The organism is Polaromonas hydrogenivorans, from assembly GCF_040105105.1.
Taxonomy (GTDB): Bacteria; Pseudomonadota; Gammaproteobacteria; order Burkholderiales; family Burkholderiaceae_C; genus Polaromonas; species Polaromonas hydrogenivorans.
The window spans coordinates 542763-562153 of sequence record NZ_CP157675.1 but is presented as its reverse complement, the minus strand read 5'-3'; the positions used below and the strand labels follow the sequence as shown (position 1 = coordinate 562153).

Sequence of the window (19391 nt, the reverse complement as noted above, 5' to 3'; positions counted from 1 at the left end):
TCAGCGGGCCAGGCAAGCGGCTGGCAGAGCCCGGACCGGGGCGGTTAACATGGCAGCCAAACCGATTTTCATGCCATGCCCCATGTCCAAATACCAATTTTCCTGCGAAGTCCTGCCCCAATACCTGCCTGAGCAATCGGCGCCGGAGCACGGGCTGTATGGCTTTTCCTACACCGTCACCGTGACCAACACCGGCGAAGTCGCGGCGCAGCTGATTTCGCGGCACTGGATCATCAGCGACGCCAACGGCCACAACGAAGAGGTCAAGGGCCTGGGCGTGGTCGGCCAGCAGCCCCTGCTCAAACCCGGCGAATCGTTCCAGTACACCAGCGGCTCGCGGCTGCGCACCCCCAGCGGCACCATGCACGGCAGCTACTTTTTCGTGGCCGAGGACGGCGAGCGCTTCGAGGTGGTGGTTCCCCTGTTTGTGCTGGAGGCGATGAACGGCAGCAGTCCTTCCGGGCGCGTCCTGCACTAACCGGGTGACGGTGCAACCTGCGATGAAGGACCTGACCCAGCTGCTCAGGGCGCTGGACCCGGCGGCCGAGCTGGCGGACCGCCATGTCTGGCTGATCAAGCTGTTTGAATGGATTCGCGGCGACAAGGCCTCCGTCCAGGCCGCCGTGGCGCGGGTGCAGGCGTTCATCGAGGCCGTGCAGAAGCAGCCCGAACTTCAGGCGCGCCTGCAGGCCTGGTGGGAAACACTGATCCAGACGGTTGACATCACGCCCCTGCTGGCTGATTTCGGTTTTGCGCCGCGCACCGCCTTTGTCAGCGAACTGGCCGAGCGCCTGCGCCGCAAGCTGCTGCCGGGCACGCCTGAAACCCGCGACGCCTCGGAACTGTTCCCGCTGGTGGTGCCGACGCGTTTCGATGCCCAGTGGATCAGTGCGCTGGAAGAACCCCAGATGGCGCAGCTCACGGTGCTGCTGTCGGCCAACCCGGCGCGCGACACCCGGCGCTGGCACTACAGCCTGATGGACGCCATCACCTACTGCACGGCGCAAATCCGCGCCACCGGTTTTGCACCCGAGCTTCGGCTGCGCATGAACCGGGCCAGCCCGCATGCGCGCTCCTTTCATGCCCTGCCCGCCGATGTGCAGGAGCTGCGCACGGTCTTTTTCCAGCCCCAGCGCGACGCTGCGGCGCTGCAGGCGGCCGTCAGGCAGTACCGCGAGCGGCTCGATGCCTGCCGCCAGGCGGTCAACAGCATTTATGCCCACCTGGAGGAAAACGGCATTTCCGTCGGCATGGTGTTCCGGCTGCGCCAGCTGCGCGCCCGCATGCTGCGCGACCGCGAACTGCTCGAAGCCCTGCTGTCGCCCAAACCGGCCATGGCCGCGCTCAAGCTGCTGGCGCGGCGCGTCGCCACCGCGCAGGAAAGCAAGAGCATAGGCGCGCTGATCAGCACCAATTCGACCCTGCTGTCGGCCAAGATGGCCGAGCGCAGCGCCGAGACCGGCGAGCACTACATCACCCGCAACCGTGCCGAGTACAAGGAAATGCTGGGCAAGGCGATGGGCGGCGGCGCCGTCACCGCGCTGACGACGCTGCTCAAGTTCATGGTCGCGGGCATCGGCCTGTCGGCGTTCTGGAGCGGCTTCTGGGCCAGCGTGGCCTACGCCGGCTCGTTCATTTTGATACAGCTGTTGCATTTCACGCTGGCCACCAAGCAGCCGGCCATGACGGCGCCGGCCATGGCCGCCAAGCTCAAGAACATCGACTCCGACGAATCCGTCACCACGCTGGAGGACTTCGTCGATGAAGTCACGCACCTGGTGCGCTCCCAGGTGGCGGCGGTGTTTGGCAATGTCTTCATGGTTGTGCCGGCCGTGCTGCTGGTCAACGCCGTGATCGAGCTGCTGCTGGGCCGGCCGATGATCAGCCATGACAGCGCCCGGCATGTGCTGGAATCGCTCACGCTGCTCGGCCCGACGCTGCTGTGGGCGGCCTTTACCGGCGTGGTGCTGTTTGCCTCCAGCATGATTGCCGGCTGGGTCGAGAACTGGTTCGTGCTGCACCACCTGGGCTCGGCCATGCGGCACAACCCGCGCTTTACCGCCGTGCTGGGCAACGAACGCGCGGCCCGCTGGTCGGCGTTCACGCGCGAACACATCTCGGGTTTTGCCTCGAATATCTCGCTCGGTTTCATGCTCGGCCTGATCCCGGCATTCACCGGATTTTTTGGCCTTGAGCTGGAATTGCGCCATGTCACGCTCTCGACCGGGCAACTGGCGGCCGCCGGGGCGTCGCTGGGGCTGGAGGCTTTGCGGCAGGCAGCGTTCTGGTGGAGCGTGGCCTCGATTCCGCTGATCGGCGCGCTCAATCTGGGCGTGAGTTTTTACTTTGCCTTCCGGCTGGCGCTGCAGGCGCACAACGTCAGCAAGCGGGACCGCGCCCGCATCCGGGCGGCTATTCTGGCGCGCTGGCGCAGCCATCCGCTGCACTTTTTCATCCCCCGTTAAGATAAACGCTTTCGTCCTTGTCCTACAAAAAGATTCGGCCAAGTCCTGTAAATTCACGAAACATCATTGTTTCCCCCTGGCAAGCACCGGCCTGTTGGCCGGCCTGCGGCCTGTTCAAGGCCGGGCCTCCTGCCGGGCTTCATGCCTTGCCTGCGGGCCTGGCAGCGCAGCCCCCAACCCCTAGCGTGGAGACATCCTCACATGAACGAAATCATGGCCATCTGGGCCGAATGGATCAAGCCATCGGCCGGACTGCCGACCGTGCAATGGTCCATCCTGCTCGCGCTTGCCGCCGCCGCCGGCCACCTGGTCAACCGCTATACCGGCCTGCCCAAGGTGATTGGCTATTCGGCCGTCGGCACCTTTGCCGGCCTGGCCGGCTTCACCGGCGCGGCCTGGCCGCTGCAGGGAACCGGCCTCTTTTTGCTTGAACTGGGCGTGGCGGTGGTGCTGTTCGAGGCCGGCGGGCGCATTCCGCTGCGCTGGTTCCGGCACAACCCGATGGTGCTGGTGCAAAGCCTGGCGGAATCGACGCTGACCTATTTCGGGGTGTACTGGCTGCTCGACCTGATGGGCGTGCACGGCGTGGTGGCCGAGTCGCTGGCGCTGGTCGCCATGGCCGCGTCGCCGGCGGTGCTGTCGCGGGTGGCGATTGACACGCGCGCCGCCGGCCCGGTCACCGAGCGCGCGCTGGTGCTGTCCACCCTGAGCACGCTGTATGCGCTGACGCTGTGCAGCGCCAGAGCCGGCATGCTGCCGCGCGGCGAAGCCGGCCTGTCGGATACGCTGCTTCCGGTGCTGGTGGTGCTGGGCCTGTCGGTGGTCGTGGCCGCCGTGCTGGCGCTGGTGCTGCGCACGGCGCTGCGGGTGATGAGCCCGACCAGCGAGAACACCGCCATCCTGCTGCTCTCGCTGATTGCCGCAGGAGCGGCGCTGGCATCCAACTTCGGCGGCTCGGCGCCGCTGGCGGCGCTGCTGGGCGGCATGCTGCTCAAGCAGCTCAACCCGCGCCCCTGGTCCTGGCCCCGGCAGATGGGCACGGCCTCGTCCATGCTCACCATGCTGATGTTCGTGCTGGTGTCGGTGGTCGCCGCGCAGGCCGACTGGAGCCGGCCCGTGGCCAGCCTGGTCATGGGCCTGGTGGTGGTACGAATGATCGCCAAGGTGGCTGGCGTGTCGCTGGGCAATGCCGGCAGCGGCACCAGCTGGCGTCAAGGCCTGTGGGTCGGCTGCGCCATGTCGCCGATGTCGTCGGTGGCCTTGCTGCTGGTGTCGCAGTACGTGGCCGCTTCGTCGTCCATCGGCGGCCAGGTGGCCGTCATCGCCCTGCCCGCCATCCTGCTGATGGAAATGCTGGGTGCCGTGCTGGCCACGGTCGCCCTTTACCGCGCCGGCGAATGCTCCCGGCCCTGGTCTCCCGTCGTGCGCGGCGCTTCAACCGGACCTGTCCATGAGTCTTGAACCCTTCCAGAAGTCAAGCGCCCTGTCCCTGGGCGTCGAGCTTGAAATGCAGCTCGTCAACACCCACGACTACGACCTGGCGCCCTACGCCGAGGACATGCTGCGGCTGATGAGCAAGATTGCGCTGCCCGGCGCGGTGGTGCCCGAGATGACATCGAGCATGATCGAGGTGTCCACCGGCATATGCCACTCGTCCGCCGAAGTGCTGGGCCAGCTGACGCAGATCCGCGATGCGCTGGTCAAAAGCGCCGACAAGCTCAACATCGCGGTGGTTGGCGGCGGCACCCATCCGTTCCAGCAATGGCACGAGCGCCGCATCTACGACAAGCCGCGCTTTCGCGAGTTGTCCGAGCTGTACGGCTACCTGTCCAAGCAGTTCACGATCTTCGGCCAGCATGTGCACATCGGCTGCCCCGACGCCGACACCGCGCTGCTGACGCTGCACCGCATGTCGCGCTACATTCCGCATTTCATCGCACTGTCTGCGTCCAGCCCCTATGTGCAGGGGCAGGACACGGCGTTCGACTCGGCGCGGCTGAACTCGGTGTTTGCCTTTCCGCTGTCGGGCCGCGCGCCGTTTGCGCTGACCTGGGACGAGTTCACGGTGTACTTCAACAAGATGGCGCACACCGGCGTGGTCAAGAGCATGAAGGATTTCTACTGGGACATCCGGCCCAAGCCGGAGTTCGGCACGATTGAAATCCGCGTCTTCGACACGCCGCTGACCATCGAGCGCGCCACCGCGCTGGCCGGCTACGTGCAGTCGCTGGGTTCATGGTTCATGAACGACCAGCCCTTCATGCCGACCGAGGACGACTACCTGGTCTATACCTACAACCGCTTCCAGGCCTGCCGTTTTGGCCTGGACGCGGTGTATGTCGATCCGGCCACCGGCGGCCACATGCCGCTGCGCGAACACATCCTGATGACCATGGCGCAGATCGAGCGCCATGCCCACCGCCTGGACGCCAGCGCCTCCATCCACCTGCTGCGCACCAGCGTCGAGCGCAACGACAACGACGCCCGCTGGCTGCGCGAGCGCCAGGGCGAGGAGCGCCTGCTGGCCGAAGTCATCCGCCAGGCGGCGGACCGCTTCCGGGGCGGCGTGGACCATGAGCCGGGTGGATTTTCGTAACTGCTCAGGGGTTCTGGTCTTGCGTGGGTTGTTGCTTTTTCCTGGACGGTTGCTTGGTGGCTGGGTTGGCTTTTCTCGGTTGGGCTGGCCGGGAATCGCCCGGCGGCGACTCACTTTTCTTTGCTTCGCCAAAGAAAAGTAAGCAAAAGAAAGGCGACCCTGCTGTCCGCGACCCTACGCTTCGCTTCGGGCACCCTGCGGTACTCGCTTCAGGCGGGGTCCGCGCAAACTCGCTGCGCTCAAACAGCGCGCGGCCCTGATCCGCCTGAAGCTCCGTTCCTCAGCGCTGACAGAAGGGGGGGCTCGGGGAAAAAACCAATACCAGCAGCCAACAGCCGAATACGCAGAACGCGCAAGCGCGTTCTGCTCCCCGAATCCGAATCCGAATCCGCTTCCGACCCCAACCCGTCCTGGCCGAGCCTGTGCTACGCCGCAAAAGCGGGATTAGGGCCGCGCGCTGTTTGAGCGTAGCGAGTTTGCGCGGACCCCCGCTTTTGTGGCGTAGCGCAGGTTGCCCGAAGCGCAGCGCAGGGACTCGGACTGCGGGTCGCCTTTTCTTTGGTGACTTTCTTTTGGCGAAGCAAAAGAAAGTTACTTGCTGCCGGGCAACCCCCGGCCAGCCCAACCACGCAAAGCCAACCCAGCCACAAATCAAGCACAGGATTTCACCAAACCCCAGCGGCACTGGCACTGGCGGTATGCTTGCCGCCATGGGTGAATTTGACTTGATCGCGCGCTATTTCACGCGCCCCGCAGCACGCGCCGTACTCGGCGTGGGCGACGACTGCGCGCTGCTGCAGCCAACGCCGGGAACGCAACTGGCCATTTCCAGCGACATGCTGGTCGAGGGCCGGCATTTTTTCGCCGACGTTGATCCGTTCAGCCTGGGCCACAAGGCGCTGGCCGTCAACCTGAGCGACCTGGCCGCCTGCGGCGCGACGCCGCTGGCCTTCACACTGGCGCTGGCCCTGCCCCGGATTGACGAGCCCTGGCTGGAAGCCTTTTCGCGCGGATTGCTCGCACTGGCCGACGCCCACGGCTGCGAACTCGTCGGCGGCGACACCACGCAGGGGCCGCTCAATATCTGCATCACCGTGTTCGGCGAAGTGCCGGTGGTCAACGGCAAGAGCCAGGCGCTGCTGCGCTCGGGTGCCAGAGCGGGCGACGACATCTATGTCAGCGGCACGCTGGGCGATGCGCGGCTGGCGCTCGAAGCGATGCGCGGCAGCATTAACCTGCCCGCCGACCTGCTGGCGCAAGCCAGGGGGCGGCTGGAGCGGCCCACGCCGCGCGTCGCGCTGGGCCAGGCGCTGCGCGGCGTGGCCTCGGCGGCGCTCGACATCAGCGACGGCCTGCTGGGCGACCTGCGGCACATCCTGAAGGCGTCTGGCGTCGGCGCGACGCTGGACACTTCGATTGCTATTGAATTAATAGCTGCTAGAGACCATCCAGCATGCGCAAAAGGCCTTATTTCCTTGAAAAACCAGCTCGACTACGTGCTGGCCGGCGGCGACGACTACGAACTGGCCTTTACCGCCCCGGTTTCGGCCCGCGAAGCCGTGCTGGCCGCAGAGCGCCAGGCTGGCACGCCCGTCACGCGCATCGGCTGCATCGACGCCGAACCCGGCCTGCGGCTGGTCGATGGCAGCGGCCAGGCCGTGTCAAACAGCTACACCTCTTTCGACCACTTCGCCTGAACCGGCGGCTGGGCCTCGGCGCGCAGGTATCAGGACTTGAGCCAGCCGATCAGCTCGTCATCCAGCAGGAAGGCGTTGATGTCCTCGTCGGACTTGGTGATGAACTGGCGCACGTTGGCGATTTCCCGGAAGCCGGTGTTGCCGAACGCGTCGCCGATGGACTCCAGAAAGCTGAAGCGCCCGCCGCCGTTGGAGACGCCGAGAAAGAGAAAATACACCTCGTCCCTGCGCGCTTCGGATTCGCGCAGCACCTGGCGCGTGCGCTCCTTGTCGTTGTTGTCGCCGTCGGTGATGAAGATCACCAGTGAGCGTTTTTTGGCCTTGGCCGCCTCGTCCTTCTGGCCGAGCATGCGGCCAAGGAAACCGGCTTTTTTCGCCTCGCCCTTGATCCAGCCAAACTCCTTGAGCGTGCGCTCCAGCACGTAGCTGTAGTCCGTCGCGCCGTTCCAGCCGGGCACCTTGTTGACGATGTGGTTCCTGACGTAGCCCTGGTAATTGTCTTCGTTCAGCGCGCCGACCAGATGCGCCGACGCCGCCCCGTTGCTGAAGGTCAGGATGTCGATCTTCTTGTCCGGGTCGAACGTCAGGCCCCACGGGGCCAGCCGCGTCAGCAGGTCGGTCGTGGTGCCGTCGAGGTGCTCGTCCTCGAACGAGCCGCTCACGTCCAGGACCATCGCCATGTCGAGCACCGGCATGGTGTGGATGCCGCTTTTTTGCAGCGACAGCTTCAGGGTGCCGGAAGATTTTTGCAGGTTCAGTGTCAATGCCATGAGGGATCAATCCTTTGAGGGTTTTCAGTTTTTCAGCCGGTCGATGATCTGTTGCAGTGCGTCGCGCACGACAAAACGCTGGGTGTCGTTCAGCTCTGCGGGCTGATGGGCCAGCTGGGCCAGCCAGGCCGGCAGGGCAATCAGCACCGCGTCCTGGATGCGGTCGCGCAAGGCGCCGAGGCTTTCCGCGCTGGCCATCGACTGCGCCTGCTGCTGGCGCACCAGGGCGGCCGTTTTGGCCAGGGCCAGCGCGCGGTCAGCCAAAACGGCGCGCACTTCGTCATCCAGCGGCGCGCTGTGCGCCAGCCATTCGCAGGCCAGGCTGGCAGCCATCAGGTGCTCGAACAGCTCCGGGAGCTTGCCGCGCACCTGCATCACCTGTCCCGTGGGCGCGTCCAGCGCGTCAACGGATGCGGCCAGCGTGGCGCGCAACTGCTCGATTTCCAGTCGGTGCAGCGCAAGCAGGCGCGGCCTGTCCTTGCGCAGCCACTGGCCCATCAGGCCGGGCGCCGCCGAGAAATCCTCGGCGCACACCTGCAGCAGGCTCAGCAGGCGCGACAGGTGCTGCGGCGCGGCGCGCAACACGTCGGCCGACATGGCATCGAGCAGGCGCTGCACCCATGCGCCGTATTCCTTTTGCACCTCCAGCCCCAGCTTCTGGGCCTGCGACCAGTCCAGGCCCTGCAGCACCACGCCGCCCAGCACGCCAGCGGCAAGTTCGAGCACGCGCCGGTCCTGCAGAGGGAAGCTGCCCGCCAGCGCCTCCACGCCGACCTTCAGCCCGACGCGCACCTGGCCAGGCATGGGCCGGGGAAGCGGCGTGCCGGCCACGCAAGGCAGCCGCGCCGCGGCAGCGGGCGCAGCGCCTGGGCTGGAGGCAAGGGCCGCAGGCGCTGGCGCCGAGCCGATACGCCGGGGCAAGCGCGCGGGCGCTACCGCAGCGGGCGGCTCCGGCATCGCGGCGTCGCCCGCAATGGGGCGCGATGGCGGCGCAGGCGCCGCAACCACCTCACCGAGCACGCGCGGCTGGCGCGGGGCGGGCATGGCCGGACTGGCGGGCGTCGCAGGCGCTGAAGGCGCCGGGGCCGGCGAATGTCCCATGGCGTGCGGCAAGGGCGGGCGCGTCATGGCAGGCAGGCGGCGTGCGTAGTTGCCAGCGCTCAGCCGAAGTGCTCGATGACGCTGTTGAAGTCGCCCATGAAGCCCGAGCCGACTTGCGAGAATTCGGCCTTGCCGTTCGAGTCGATCATGATCGAACCCATCTGCACGCCGATGAAAGGGCCGAATTGCGCCGACAGGCTGATGTCGAGCAGCGTGTCGCCGCGCGAGTTAACGATCTGGACCTGCGCATTCCTGACATTGGCGAAGGTCTGGCTTCCCGATTGCGGATGGATCATGGCAATCAGCGGAATCTCGATGAATTCGCCGGATTTTTTAGGAATCCGGGCCGGGTCCACGCGGATCCATTCATCCACGCCGTCGAGCTTGCCGTCGATGGCATCGGCGCTGTGCACCAGCGCGCCCTGGTAAATCTCGAAAGTGCCATCGGCGTTTTTGTCGATGACGCCGACTTCGCTTCCGGCAATCTTGCGGCGCACGTTGTAGGTGGACAGTATCTGGTCCAGCGACGTGATGCCGGCCTGGCCGCCTTCGACGCCCACGCACAGCAAGGCATGCAGGTCCAGGTCGGTGCCGCCGTCCCACAGGAGCTTGGCGGTGAATTTCTCGTCCTTGTTCAGGTTCAGGGACAGCTTGGCGGCTTTGTCGCCGGGTTTGCTCAGGCTCAGGGTCAGTGACATGGGGGTGCTTTTCAAAGGTTGACGCGTTGACGAACAGAGAAAAATAAAGCTCAGAAGTTCATGGTCTTGTCGGGGCGGATCACGGCGCCCAGTTCGGACAGATCGGCGCGCGCCTGGACCAGGATAGCCCGGGCTTCGTCGAACTTGGCCTTGTTGTCGATGCGGGATTTTTCAACCAGGGCTTGCAGCTCCCGGGTGTTTTTCACCACCTCGCGCAACTGGCTGGCCTGCTGCAGGCGGTTGTCGCCGGGGGCGTTGGCCGCAGCCGTGACGACGCCCGTGACCATGCGCTCGCGCACCCGGGACAGGTTGCTGTCAAGGTCCGCGCCTTGCTGGGCCGTGCGCTGCAGGTTCTGCACCGTCATGGCGCCGTGCAGCGTCAGCAGGGTCATCTTGATACTGGCAAAGCGCCCGGCCGTCGTCGTCGTGACTTCCTGCACCGTCTGGATGGTGGCGGTCTGGATCTGGCGGATCACCAGTTGCTCGGCGGGCAGCTTGGTCAGCACGCCTTCGACTGCCAGCGCGCGGCTTTCCAGCGCCTGCACCTTGTCCTGCGCCTCTTGCAGCGTCATCGCGCCGGACTGGCCGCTACCAGCCTGCGCAGTCTGCACCCCGGCCAGCTCCTGGCGCGCCTTGGCCAGCAAGGTGGTCAGGAAGGCCGTGGCCTGCACGAATTCGCCAAAGCGCGCGCGGTAGTTGTCCTTCAGGCGCTCAAGGCTGCGCGCCTCGTCCAGCGCCTTGGCTTTCTCGACCTCGATGTCTTTTTCCATCTTGTCGAGCACGCTGCCGAGCTTGCGGGTCTTGCCGGCCACCAGCAGGCGCAGATCCTCGAACATGGCGTCGCGCGCGGCGGCGAGCTTTTTGGCGCTCATCATGCCAAGCAGCTTGTCGAAAAAACCCGGCGTCCCGTTGAGGATTTTGTCGGCCAGGCCGTCCAGGTCTTCGGCCTTGATGGCGGTGTTGAGTTCGCTCACCAGGCGAAATATCTGTGGCGAATCGCCCTTGTCGATGCGGTCCAGAAACGCGCCCAGCGATTTATGCAGCGCCATCTCGACTTCCGAGCCGAGGCCGGCGATCTGCAGCAGGGACAGGTCATGGATGCTCAGGCCGTTGACCTGGCCGACGATGCCGCGAGACTGCTCGCTGGTCAGGATGCTTTCGTGCATGCCCTGGGGCAATTGCACCCGGCCGTTCCAGGCGTCGGCGGCGGTGGCGGGATGGGCCGCCAGCCCGCCTTGCGCTGCCGTTTCGGCCGGAGGAAGGAAAGAGGGCAAGGCCGCCGCAGGAGGGCTGGCCGCGTCCGCCTGCGTGGGCGGCGTGGGCGATGCAGCCAGGATGGGCAAGCCGATGACGCGTGGTTTCATGGTGAACAAGCCTTGACAGGGAAAGTGGTGCGTACCTGGCCAAAAAGAGCGGGAAGCAGCGGTCATTGCCAGGGGCATCAAGCGTCATCTCCAGCCAACCGCCTTGACTGTAACAAACTGATTGGCACACCAGCCTGACAAAGAATACCGCCCCTCCCGTTTACCCGGGCCAGGCGGTGCCCGCAGGGGCTGGCGGACATGGCGCTCCGTTGCCCATGCACCAGCCAGTGCGTCTTCGTGATAATCCGCTCATGCTTGACCACGAACTTCCTCTTGCCCACGCAGCCGCCGGCCCCGTCCGGCCGACGGCCAAATTCATGCTGGCGCATCCGGCGCATTTCGTCGCCCTGGGCTTTGGCTCGGGCCTGAGCCCCTTCGCGCCTGGAACCGCCGGCACGCTGTGGGCCTGGCTGTCGTTCATGCTGCTGCAGCGCTGGCTGTCGCCTGCCGGCATCGGCTGGCTGATTGCTGTGTCGATTCCCGTGGGCTGGTGGGTCTGCACCGTCACCGCGCGCAACATGCGGGTGCTTGATCCGGGCAGCATTGTCTGGGATGAAATCGTTGCCTTCTGGGCGGTGCTGTGGCTGGTCATGCCGGCCGGCCTGCCGGGGCAGGCCATCGCGTTCGCCCTGTTTCGCTACTTCGATGCCGCCAAGCCCGGCCCGGTCGGCTGGGCCGACCGGCTCTCGCACGGGGTTGATCCGGCCACCGGCCGGCATGCCTGGAGCATCGCTGGCTTTGGCATCATGTTCGATGACCTGGTGGCCGCCGGCTGCACGCTGCTGGTGATTGCCATCTGGAGATTCTTCGCATGACCGATTTGCTATCAAAACCAGAGCTGCCTGTGCTTACCTCGCCTGTGCAAATAGCCATTTTGGCTGCTATTTTGCAAGAAAAAGGCTGGTTCATGGCGACGGCCGAAAGCTGCACCGGCGGGATGATCGCTGCGGCCTGCACCGACCTGGCCGGCTCCAGCAACTGGTTTGAACGCGGCTTTGTGACCTACTCGAATGAAGCCAAGACCGAAATGCTGGGCGTCGCCGCCGGATTGATAGCCCGGCATGGCGCGGTCAGCGAGGAAGTGGCGCGCGCCATGGCGCAAGGCGCGCTGGCCCATTCGCACGCGCAGGCAGCGGTGGCCGTCACCGGCGTGGCGGGTCCATCCGGCGGCAGCGCGGACAAGCCGGTCGGCACGGTGTGGTTCGGCTGGGCGACGCCGGCGGGCATCGTCAGCGAGCTGCGGCATTTCGACGGCGACCGCGCCAGCGTGCGACTGGCCACGGTGGGCCATGCGCTCGGGCGGTTGCTGGAGTTTCTGGCCTAGCGTCAATGCCCTGGCGTCGATGGCGGCGTGGCCAGGCCAGGCCAGGCCAGGCCAGGCCAGGCCAGGCCTTGGACAGTCGGGCTGGCAGACGGCGACCGGGCAGCTGCACATGACCCAGCAGCTTGGCTCCCGCGCCTGCTGCATCCCCAACACCGGCTGGCCCGCGCCGTGCATCCCATGCGCTTCGCAAGCGCTGGCGGTTGCGCCACGTTCGCCCCTTCAAAACCCCCTGCTTGCGCTGGCGCAGGCCGGTGCGCGCCTGCGCTGGGCTGCGGCCGCATCCACTTGGCACGATATGCGCTTGCATGCCCCCTGGACGGCGCCGTGGCGACGAAGCGAGCGCGCCGATCCAGGTCAAACAACAAGGAACACTGTGAACAGGAACACTGAAGCGCGCTTGGCGCTGCTGGGGATCGGGTTGGGACTGGGGCTGGCTGCGGCATGCGCGCAGGCCGCGCCGGACGAAGCCGCCACGCAGCAGGTGCGGGCCCGGCTCGTCGCCTCCGTGGACGCCGTGCATGCGGGAGATCGCCTGGTGCTGGGAGTTCATCAGCAAATCGCGCCCGAATGGCACACCTACTGGATCAATCCCGGCGACACCGGCCTGGCCACCAAAATCGACTGGACATTGCCACCAGGGAGTGCGGCGGGCAAGATTCAATGGCCGACTCCACAGCGCTTTCAGCTCGGCTCCATCACCAACTTTGGTTATGCCGGAGATGTCACCCTGCTGACCGAGATCGACGTACCCAAGGAATTGCAGGCGGGCCAGCAGTTCCCGGTTCAGGCTCAGGTCAACTGGCTGGTGTGCCGCGAGAGCTGCATCCCGCAGAAAGTCGAGCTGCGCTTGAACCTGCCGGTGCTTAGCGCCGGCCAGCCCAGCGGCGCGGGCAGCCCGCTGATCGACGCGGCCCGCACCCGCCTGCCGGTGGCCAGCCCCTGGCCCGTCAAGCTGCAGTACGCCAGCGATCATGTGACCCTGAGCCTGGTGAACCCCGGCCTGTCCAGAGGCGCGCTCGACACCCTCGCCTTCTTCCCGGCCCAGCGCCATCAACTGTCGAATGAGCTGCCGCAAACGGTCAAGGTGGTCGATAACGAGGTATTGCTGCAACTGCCCCACGGCGACGAGCCGCCCTCGGCACAGGCCGCATTAACCGGCGTGCTGGTGGTCAACGACCCCGCCCAGCCCGCCAGTGCGGCCCGTGGCTATACGGTCAACAGTGCGGCCTCGCCGCTCGCCAGCCAGCCAGCCACCGCTGTCGAAGCCCCCGCATCGGCGTCATCATCCATCACGACCCTGGCCTCGGTGCTGCTGCTCGCGCTGCTCGGCGGCATCGTGCTGAACCTCATGCCCTGCGTGTTTCCGGTGTTGTCGATCAAAGCCCTGTCGCTGCTGCAGCACGCCGAGCGCCCGGCGCGCGAAACACGCCGGCATGGACTGGCCTACACCCTGGGCGTGCTGGCCAGCTTTGCGCTGCTGGGCGGGCTGCTGATCGTGCTCAGGCAAGGCGGCGCGCAGATCGGCTGGGGCTTTCAGTACCAGTCGCCCGGTTTTGTGCTGGTGGCCGCTTACCTGATGTTCGCGGTGGGCCTGAGCCTGTCCGGCGTGTTTTCGGTGGGGGCCTCGGTGGCGGGATGGGGCTCCTCGCTGGCCTCGCGGGTGGGCTACAGCGGCAGTTTTTTTACCGGCGTGCTGGCCGCCGTGGTCGCCAGCCCCTGCACCGCCCCCTTCATGGGCGCCGCGATAGGCTATGCGCTGACGCAGCCGGCGGCCATTTTGCTGGCCGTTTTCCTCACCCTGGGACTGGGTCTGGCGCTGCCCTACCTGCTGCTGACGCACTGGCCCGCGCTGCAGCACCGCCTGCCCCGCCCCGGACGCTGGATGGAGCGCGTCAAGCAGGGCCTGGCGTTTCCGATGTATGCCGCCGCCGTCTGGCTGGCCTGGGTCTTGGCCCAGCAGGCAGGCTCTCCGGCGGTGGCCGCCGCGCTGGGCGGCATGCTGGCCATCGCGTTCGCGGCCTGGGTTTTTGACGCCACGCGGGGCCATGCCCGCACGGCCATCCAGCGCAGCGGCGCCGGCCTGGCCCTGCTGGCGGTGACGGCGGCCTTGCTGGGGGGGCAGGCCAGCCTGGGGGCGCAGCCCGCGCCGCAGGCCCAGCAGCAGGCGACGAGCAAACCGTCGCACGGCGCAGAGCCCTACAGCGCGGAGCGGCTGCAAAGCCTGCGCAGCCAGGGTCAGCCAGTCTTTTTGAACCTGACGGCGGCCTGGTGCATCACCTGCCTGGTCAACGAGCGGGTCGCGCTCAGCGACTCCAGCGTGCTGCAGGCGTTTGAGCGCGCCGGCATCCACTACCTCAAAGGCGACTGGACCAATCAGGATGAGCAGATCACGCGCAAGCTGGGGGAGTTCGGGCGCAGTGGCGTGCCGCTGTATGTGTACTACCCTGCAAATGCTGGCGCCGACCCGGTGGTGCTGCCGCAAATTCTGACACCGCAGCTGGTGCTTAATGCCTTGCAGTCCCCCACGGCCGTGTCAGTGGCCGGCACGCCCTGAGCGGATTCTGCAGGGCTAGGATGCGGTCAGCAATAACTTCCCTGCGTCATACCCGCGAAGGCGGGTATCCAGACTCGTTTGAGCGTTTCAGCCCGTGTTGCTGGATTCCCGCCTTCGCGGGAATGACGGACGGGAAGTTATTCTTTGCCAGATCCTAGCGGCGATGGCAGGCGCATGGCCGGGTCGGGAGCCAGTCCAGCCAGCTTCGCCGCCAGCCTGCGGCCCAACTAATCCAGCGCCTCTGCCGAATACCGATCCGCCTGGACCTTCCCGCCCACCGCGTGCGTCCTCACCTCTTTCGTGATCGGCAGCATGGTTGCGTCCCAAGCGGCCCATTGCTGTTTCAGCGCCGCGAACACTTCGGGGTGCTTCAGGGCCAGGTTAGCGCGCTCGCGCTGGTCCTGCACGACGTTGAACAGGAATTCGTTGCTGCTGACCTTGAGGTATTTCCAGTCGCCCGAGCGCACGGCGCGCTGGGTGTTGGCCTTGTAGCGCCAGAACAGGGTGCGGGGGCCCGGCGTGCTCGCGCCCAGCAGCACCGGCAGCAGGTTGACGCCATCGGGCGCATAGGCCGGGTCGGGCGCGGTGCCGGCGGCGGCCAGCAGGGTCGGGAGCCAGTCCATGCTGACGGCCACCTGGGAATTGGTCTGGCCGGGCTTGATCCTGGCGGGCCAGCGCACGAGGGCGGGCACGCGGATGCCGCCTTCGAGCAGCTCGGTTTTCTGGCCGCTGAAGGGGCAGGTTTTTGAAAAGCGCTCGCCGCCGTTGTCGCTGGTGAAGACGACGATGGTGTTGTCGGCCAGGCCGCGCTCCTGCAGGGTCTTGAGCACGCGCCCGATGGCGCTGTCCAGCGTGGTCACCATTTTTGCGTAGGTGGCGAGGTTGCCGCCGTCGTAGTGAAAGATGTTGCCGATCTCGCGCGAGACAGCCTCGTCCCCCGGCCCTTCCCACGGCCAGTGGGGCGCGGTGAAATGCAGCGACAGGAAAAACGGCTGGGCGCTGCTCTGGCGGCCGATGTAGTCCACGGCGCGATCGGCCAGCAGGTCGGTGTAGTAGCCCACCTTGTGCACCGGCACCTCGCCTTCGTACAGGTCTTCACGCACGTTGGCGCCGACGCCGGGCTTGTGGGTGAAGTAGTCGATGGCGCCGCCGTAGTTGCCGAAGAAGGTGTCATAGCCGCTCTTGAGGGGGCCGAAGGTGGGCAGCGAGCCCAGGTGCCATTTGCCGATGAGCGCGGTGGCATAGCCCGCTTTTTTCAGCAGCGAGGGCAGCGTGGGGTGCGTCGGAGGCAGGCCGATGGTGTCGGAGGCGCCGGCAATGGGTTCTTCCAGCCCGCCGCGCAGGCGGTACTGGTAGCGCCCGGTGATCAGGCCAAAGCGCGTGGCCGAACAGACGGCCGAATTGGAATAGGCCTGAGTCAGGCGCAGGCCCTGGCTGGCCAGCTGGTCGAGCTGCGGCGTCTGGAAATCCGTCTGGCCATAAACGCCCAGGTCGCCATAGCCCAGGTCATCGGCCAGGATGAAGAGGATGTTCGGTTTTTCGCTGGTCTGGGCCTGCGCGGTGGTGCCGGACAGCCCGGCGTAGGAGACCAGCGACAGCGCGGACAGACCGCCCAGAACATGGCGTCGTTGTTGATTGAATGGGGTCATGGGTTGCCTGAAAAGGTGATCCGGGTTGCACGAAAAAGCGCACCACCGCCGGGCTGGCTCGCCTGCCGCGCGGCGCTCGGGCGCGGGGACGAGGATTTACGGTTGCGCCGGCAGGCGAAAAGTCCTGACATCGATGGCTTTGACCGCCTGCCCGACCAGAGGCGCGCCGGTGGGCACCCAGCCATGAGGGACGGGCTGCGCACGGTAAATCCAGTTGCTCAGGACGGTTTTGCCTTCGCCGCCATTTCTGACCTCGCCGAAATACGGGCTGATGTATTCCCAGACAATCTCGCCGCCGGGCGTAACCTGGAACAGCCGCCCGCTCGTGCCTTCGTCGATCAGGGTGTTGCCGTTGGGCAGGCGGCGCGCGCTGCTGATGAAGGAGCTGTAAAAGCTCCAGGCCGGCGCGCCCGAGTCGGCGCCGGTGTATTGCCAGACGATTTCCTTCTTGACCGGATCGATTTCCAGGATGCGCGAGCGCGGCTGCAGCCCTGGGCTGACGATGGGGTAGCCGGCCTCGCCCTGGTTGTCAAAGACCAGCAGATGGCCAGCGCCCGGCAGGCCCTTGGCAATGATGTGTCCGTCATGCTGGCCAATGAGCTGGTCCACGGGGCGCGGCAGCTTGGCACCCGCTGGCGCAGACGGCGCAAAGTCGGGGCCTAGATGCCAGACGACGCGGCCCGTCTTGCGCTCGATGATGGCCATGAAGTTGGCGGTACGCGAGCCGATCAGCAGGTTGTCTGGATGAAAGCGCGCATCGCCGGCGTCGAACCAGCGGTTGCTCCCGAGGACTGACAGATTATTGAGATGCAGGTAGTCGAAGGGCGCTGACTTGTTGTTTCGCGCCAGCGTGCCGCGTATCAGTTTCAGGGAGGCGTCGCTGAAACCGAACTCCTCCAGGTGCTCGGAGGCCACCCAGCGCCAGACCACCTCGCCCTGGGGTGAAACCTCGTAGATGGCGTCGTCGATGACCTTGTCCGCCGCGAAGCCTGCAACCGGGTGGGCGTAGCTGACCAGCACCGCCGTGTTGCCATTGGGCAGGCGGCGCCAGTCGTTGTGCTGGCGCACCGCCGGGCCGGCTGCGGCGGCGCCGTCCGGACTGCCATAGGCTTGCTGGGCCTGTGCGCCACTCCAGCGCCACACCACCTGGCCGTTCCAGTCCACTTCGCCCAGGGATTGCGGCGCCAGGGCATTGGCAGCTGCCGGGCCGTCCAGCTGGCGCGACAGCTGCACCAGCACATGGCCCAGCTTGCCGCCGGTCACGGCCGGGTCCAGCAGCACCGGCGGGAAGCCTTCGTAGGGCCACTGGCGGACTTCGTTGCCGTTGAGGTCGATCAGGTGGGTGCGCTTGTCCTGGCCGGTGAAGAGCACATAGCTGCTGTTGTCGGCCCTGGCCGGGTCGTGGCGCGTGACACCGGTGGGGTAAACGCTGGGCGCGGCCGAGGCTGATGCTGCGCACAGGGCCAGCAGACCGGCCAGAACGCAGGCTCTGCCTTTTGCGAGGCGGCGCGGCAGGCGGGATACTTTGGAGGATAAAAACCGGGTCATCACACGCCACCCCGAGGCGTCATTGGGCGGCCTGCGCTGCAGACCGGGTTGAAAAAACTCATGAAGGCGAGAGAGAAAAGCCCGCCGCCTGAATCGCTTGCAGGGGCCGCCAGAGAGCATCCTCCCCGGCGGTTTCGACACCGTTATTTGCCGGCAACGTCCTGCCCGACAGCCGCGCGCAGATCCGCCAGCGTGGCCAGCTGGCCGTGCAGCGGGGCGATCCTGGCCACATCGAGCTTGAGTTTCTTGACGTTGTCCAGCAGGTTGACCGAATAGGGATTGGGCTGGGCCGGCGGCTTGGCGCCTGCTGCCAGCGGGGTGTAGGCGTCGCCTTCGATCAGGATTTTCTCGGCCGGCAGGTAAACCAGGGCAAAAGCGTCGTTGTGGGTGTTGCCCGCCAGGGTGTGCACCTCGATGCGGCGCTGGCCATCGGTCAGCACGTGTTTGTCGGTGAAGCCGGCAAAACGGGCCGGCTTGTGCGATTTGGCCAGGCGGTCCGGATTGAGCGTGTGCGCGCCGGCCCAGGCGGCGCGGTAGTAGGCGATGTTGTCCTGGTGCGTGACGATGGTGGCGCCTTCGGCCACATAGCTGCGAAGGCCGCCCGAATGGTCGAAGTGGGCATGGGTGTTGATCAAATATTTGATCGGCTTGCCGGGAATGGTGGCCTTGACCTGCTTGATCACGGCCTGCGAGCGCGCCTCGTCCAGCGGCGCCTCCACCAGCACCACATGGTCGCGCTGCTCGATGGCCACGCTGTGGTGGCTGCCGCCGCTCAGGTAGAACACGCCGTCGGCCAGTTTGTTGACCGTGACGGTGACTGCTGGCGCGCTGGCGGCGGCTTCTGGCGCAAGGAGGGGCGCGGTGCGGTTGACCTTGACCTCTGAAACAGCCAGGTCCAGCACCCGGTGGCCGCCCTGGGTGCGCACGATGTGGGCCGGAAAGCGCACGCCGCCCCGCTCCTCGTAGTGGCTGAAGGTGGTTTCCACCAGGGTGTCGCCGAGCACCGGGTTGTCGATCCAGGTGCGCACCTCTTCAACCTCGTCGCGCGCGTTGATCAGGCCCACATAGCGGTATTTGCCCCCCAGCTTGAAAGACACCTCCACGCCGCCGTCCTTGAGCGGGCGGGACTGGGCCTGGTTGGCCAGCGCGGCTTTCAGGAAGCCTTGCGGCGTGGCCCAGATTTCGGCGGCGCGCTCTTCGGCGGCCGCCGGCTGCGGGGTCACGGTGGTGGCCGCCGGGGCCACGGCCTGGTTCCAGGCGCGGGCGCCACTGACGTACTGGTCCAGGTTCTGCTCGATGGGCGCGGGCCGCACCCGGTCCGGCTCCAGGGTCTGCAGGCGGCTGAGCTGCACCCGGGCGCTGGCGCTGTCGTAGTGGATGCTGGCCGTGTAGCGGCTGACGTCGAACCGGGGCCAGGGCAGTTCGGGGGCCGGTGCCTGTCCGAACTGGAACCATTTGCCGCCTCCCGAGAACTCGATGGACTGGATGCGCGTGGCCCCGAGCGATTCTGCTGCGGACTGCAGCGAAGCGCCCTGCGCCGCCAGGGCCAGGGTGGACAGGGCCATGGACAGGCCGACGCGCTGGATGAAGTGATGCATGGGATGTCTCCTCCGGTTTACAAAATG

At 66.4% G+C, this 19391-nt stretch carries 15 protein-coding genes; 8 read left to right on the top strand and 7 right to left on the bottom strand.

Going from position 1 to position 19391, the window contains the following annotated elements; all coding sequences use genetic code 11:
- Window positions 1-82 precede the first annotated feature (82 nt).
- The 5 genes from apaG to thiL all read left to right on the top strand — a co-directional run bounded on the left by apaG (window position 83) and on the right by thiL (window position 6758).
- Window positions 83-478, top strand: a complete 396-nt coding sequence (gene apaG, locus ABLV49_RS02770) for a Co2+/Mg2+ efflux protein ApaG (protein WP_349280091.1) — start codon at window positions 83-85, stop codon at window positions 476-478.
- A gap of 22 nt (window positions 479-500) precedes the next feature.
- Window positions 501-2465, top strand: a complete 1965-nt coding sequence (locus ABLV49_RS02765; RefSeq protein ID WP_349280090.1) for a site-specific recombinase — start codon at window positions 501-503, stop codon at window positions 2463-2465.
- A gap of 201 nt (window positions 2466-2666) precedes the next feature.
- Window positions 2667-3926 (top strand): cation:proton antiporter, encoded by a 1260-nt coding sequence (locus ABLV49_RS02760; RefSeq protein WP_349280089.1) that lies wholly within the window; start codon window positions 2667-2669, stop codon window positions 3924-3926.
- Window positions 3916-5061, top strand: a complete 1146-nt coding sequence (locus ABLV49_RS02755) for a YbdK family carboxylate-amine ligase (protein WP_011803026.1) — start codon at window positions 3916-3918, stop codon at window positions 5059-5061. Before ABLV49_RS02760 ends, ABLV49_RS02755 begins: the two co-directional genes overlap by 11 nt.
- 710 nt (window positions 5062-5771) lie before the next feature.
- Entirely contained in the window at window positions 5772-6758 is a 987-nt protein-coding gene (thiL, locus tag ABLV49_RS02750) for a thiamine-phosphate kinase (RefSeq protein ID WP_349280088.1), read from the top strand.
- A gap of 29 nt (window positions 6759-6787) precedes the next feature.
- On the opposite strand, the gene ABLV49_RS02745 is transcribed toward thiL, so the two are convergent.
- From ABLV49_RS02745 to ABLV49_RS02730, 4 genes are read right to left on the bottom strand one after another with little or no spacing between them, the layout of a single operon-like run.
- Window positions 6788-7528 (bottom strand): VWA domain-containing protein, encoded by a 741-nt coding sequence (locus ABLV49_RS02745; protein WP_349280087.1) that lies wholly within the window; start codon window positions 7526-7528, stop codon window positions 6788-6790.
- A 24-nt stretch (window positions 7529-7552) separates the two neighbouring features.
- A complete protein-coding gene (locus ABLV49_RS02740) occupies window positions 7553-8656 on the bottom strand; it encodes a hypothetical protein (RefSeq protein ID WP_349280086.1) in 1104 nt (367 codons plus the stop codon).
- A gap of 32 nt (window positions 8657-8688) precedes the next feature.
- Complete coding sequence (locus ABLV49_RS02735; RefSeq protein WP_349280085.1) at window positions 8689-9327, bottom strand: TerD family protein; 639 nt, start codon at window positions 9325-9327, stop codon at window positions 8689-8691.
- A gap of 50 nt (window positions 9328-9377) precedes the next feature.
- Window positions 9378-10691 (bottom strand): hypothetical protein, encoded by a 1314-nt coding sequence (locus tag ABLV49_RS02730; protein ID WP_349280084.1) that lies wholly within the window; start codon window positions 10689-10691, stop codon window positions 9378-9380.
- Window positions 10692-10942: 251 nt separating this feature from the next.
- Between ABLV49_RS02730 and ABLV49_RS02725 the strand changes: the two genes are divergently transcribed.
- The 3 genes from ABLV49_RS02725 to ABLV49_RS02715 all read left to right on the top strand — a co-directional run bounded on the left by ABLV49_RS02725 (window position 10943) and on the right by ABLV49_RS02715 (window position 14569).
- Window positions 10943-11506 carry a phosphatidylglycerophosphatase A family protein gene (locus ABLV49_RS02725; protein ID WP_349280083.1) on the top strand — a complete coding sequence of 188 codons (564 nt, stop codon included), beginning with the start codon at window positions 10943-10945 and terminating at the stop codon, window positions 11504-11506.
- A complete protein-coding gene (locus tag ABLV49_RS02720) occupies window positions 11503-12015 on the top strand; it encodes a CinA family protein (RefSeq protein ID WP_349280082.1) in 513 nt (170 codons plus the stop codon). The genes ABLV49_RS02725 and ABLV49_RS02720 overlap by 4 nt, the downstream gene beginning before the upstream one ends.
- A gap of 373 nt (window positions 12016-12388) precedes the next feature.
- Complete coding sequence (locus tag ABLV49_RS02715) at window positions 12389-14569, top strand: protein-disulfide reductase DsbD family protein (RefSeq protein ID WP_349280081.1); 2181 nt, start codon at window positions 12389-12391, stop codon at window positions 14567-14569.
- Window positions 14570-14796: 227 nt separating this feature from the next.
- Here the strand turns inward: ABLV49_RS02715 and ABLV49_RS02710 are convergent, their stop codons facing one another.
- From ABLV49_RS02710 to ABLV49_RS02700, 3 genes are all read right to left on the bottom strand, one after another.
- Window positions 14797-16218: a sulfatase family protein gene (locus tag ABLV49_RS02710; protein WP_349280080.1), complete on the bottom strand. Its 1422-nt coding sequence runs from the start codon at window positions 16216-16218 to the stop codon at window positions 14797-14799.
- Between the two features lie 96 nt (window positions 16219-16314).
- Window positions 16315-17766 carry an arylsulfotransferase family protein gene (locus ABLV49_RS02705; RefSeq protein WP_349280079.1) on the bottom strand — a complete coding sequence of 484 codons (1452 nt, stop codon included), beginning with the start codon at window positions 17764-17766 and terminating at the stop codon, window positions 16315-16317.
- A 143-nt stretch (window positions 17767-17909) separates the two neighbouring features.
- Window positions 17910-19364: an MBL fold metallo-hydrolase gene (locus ABLV49_RS02700; RefSeq protein WP_349280078.1), complete on the bottom strand. Its 1455-nt coding sequence runs from the start codon at window positions 19362-19364 to the stop codon at window positions 17910-17912.
- Between the last annotated feature and the right edge of the window lie 27 nt (window positions 19365-19391).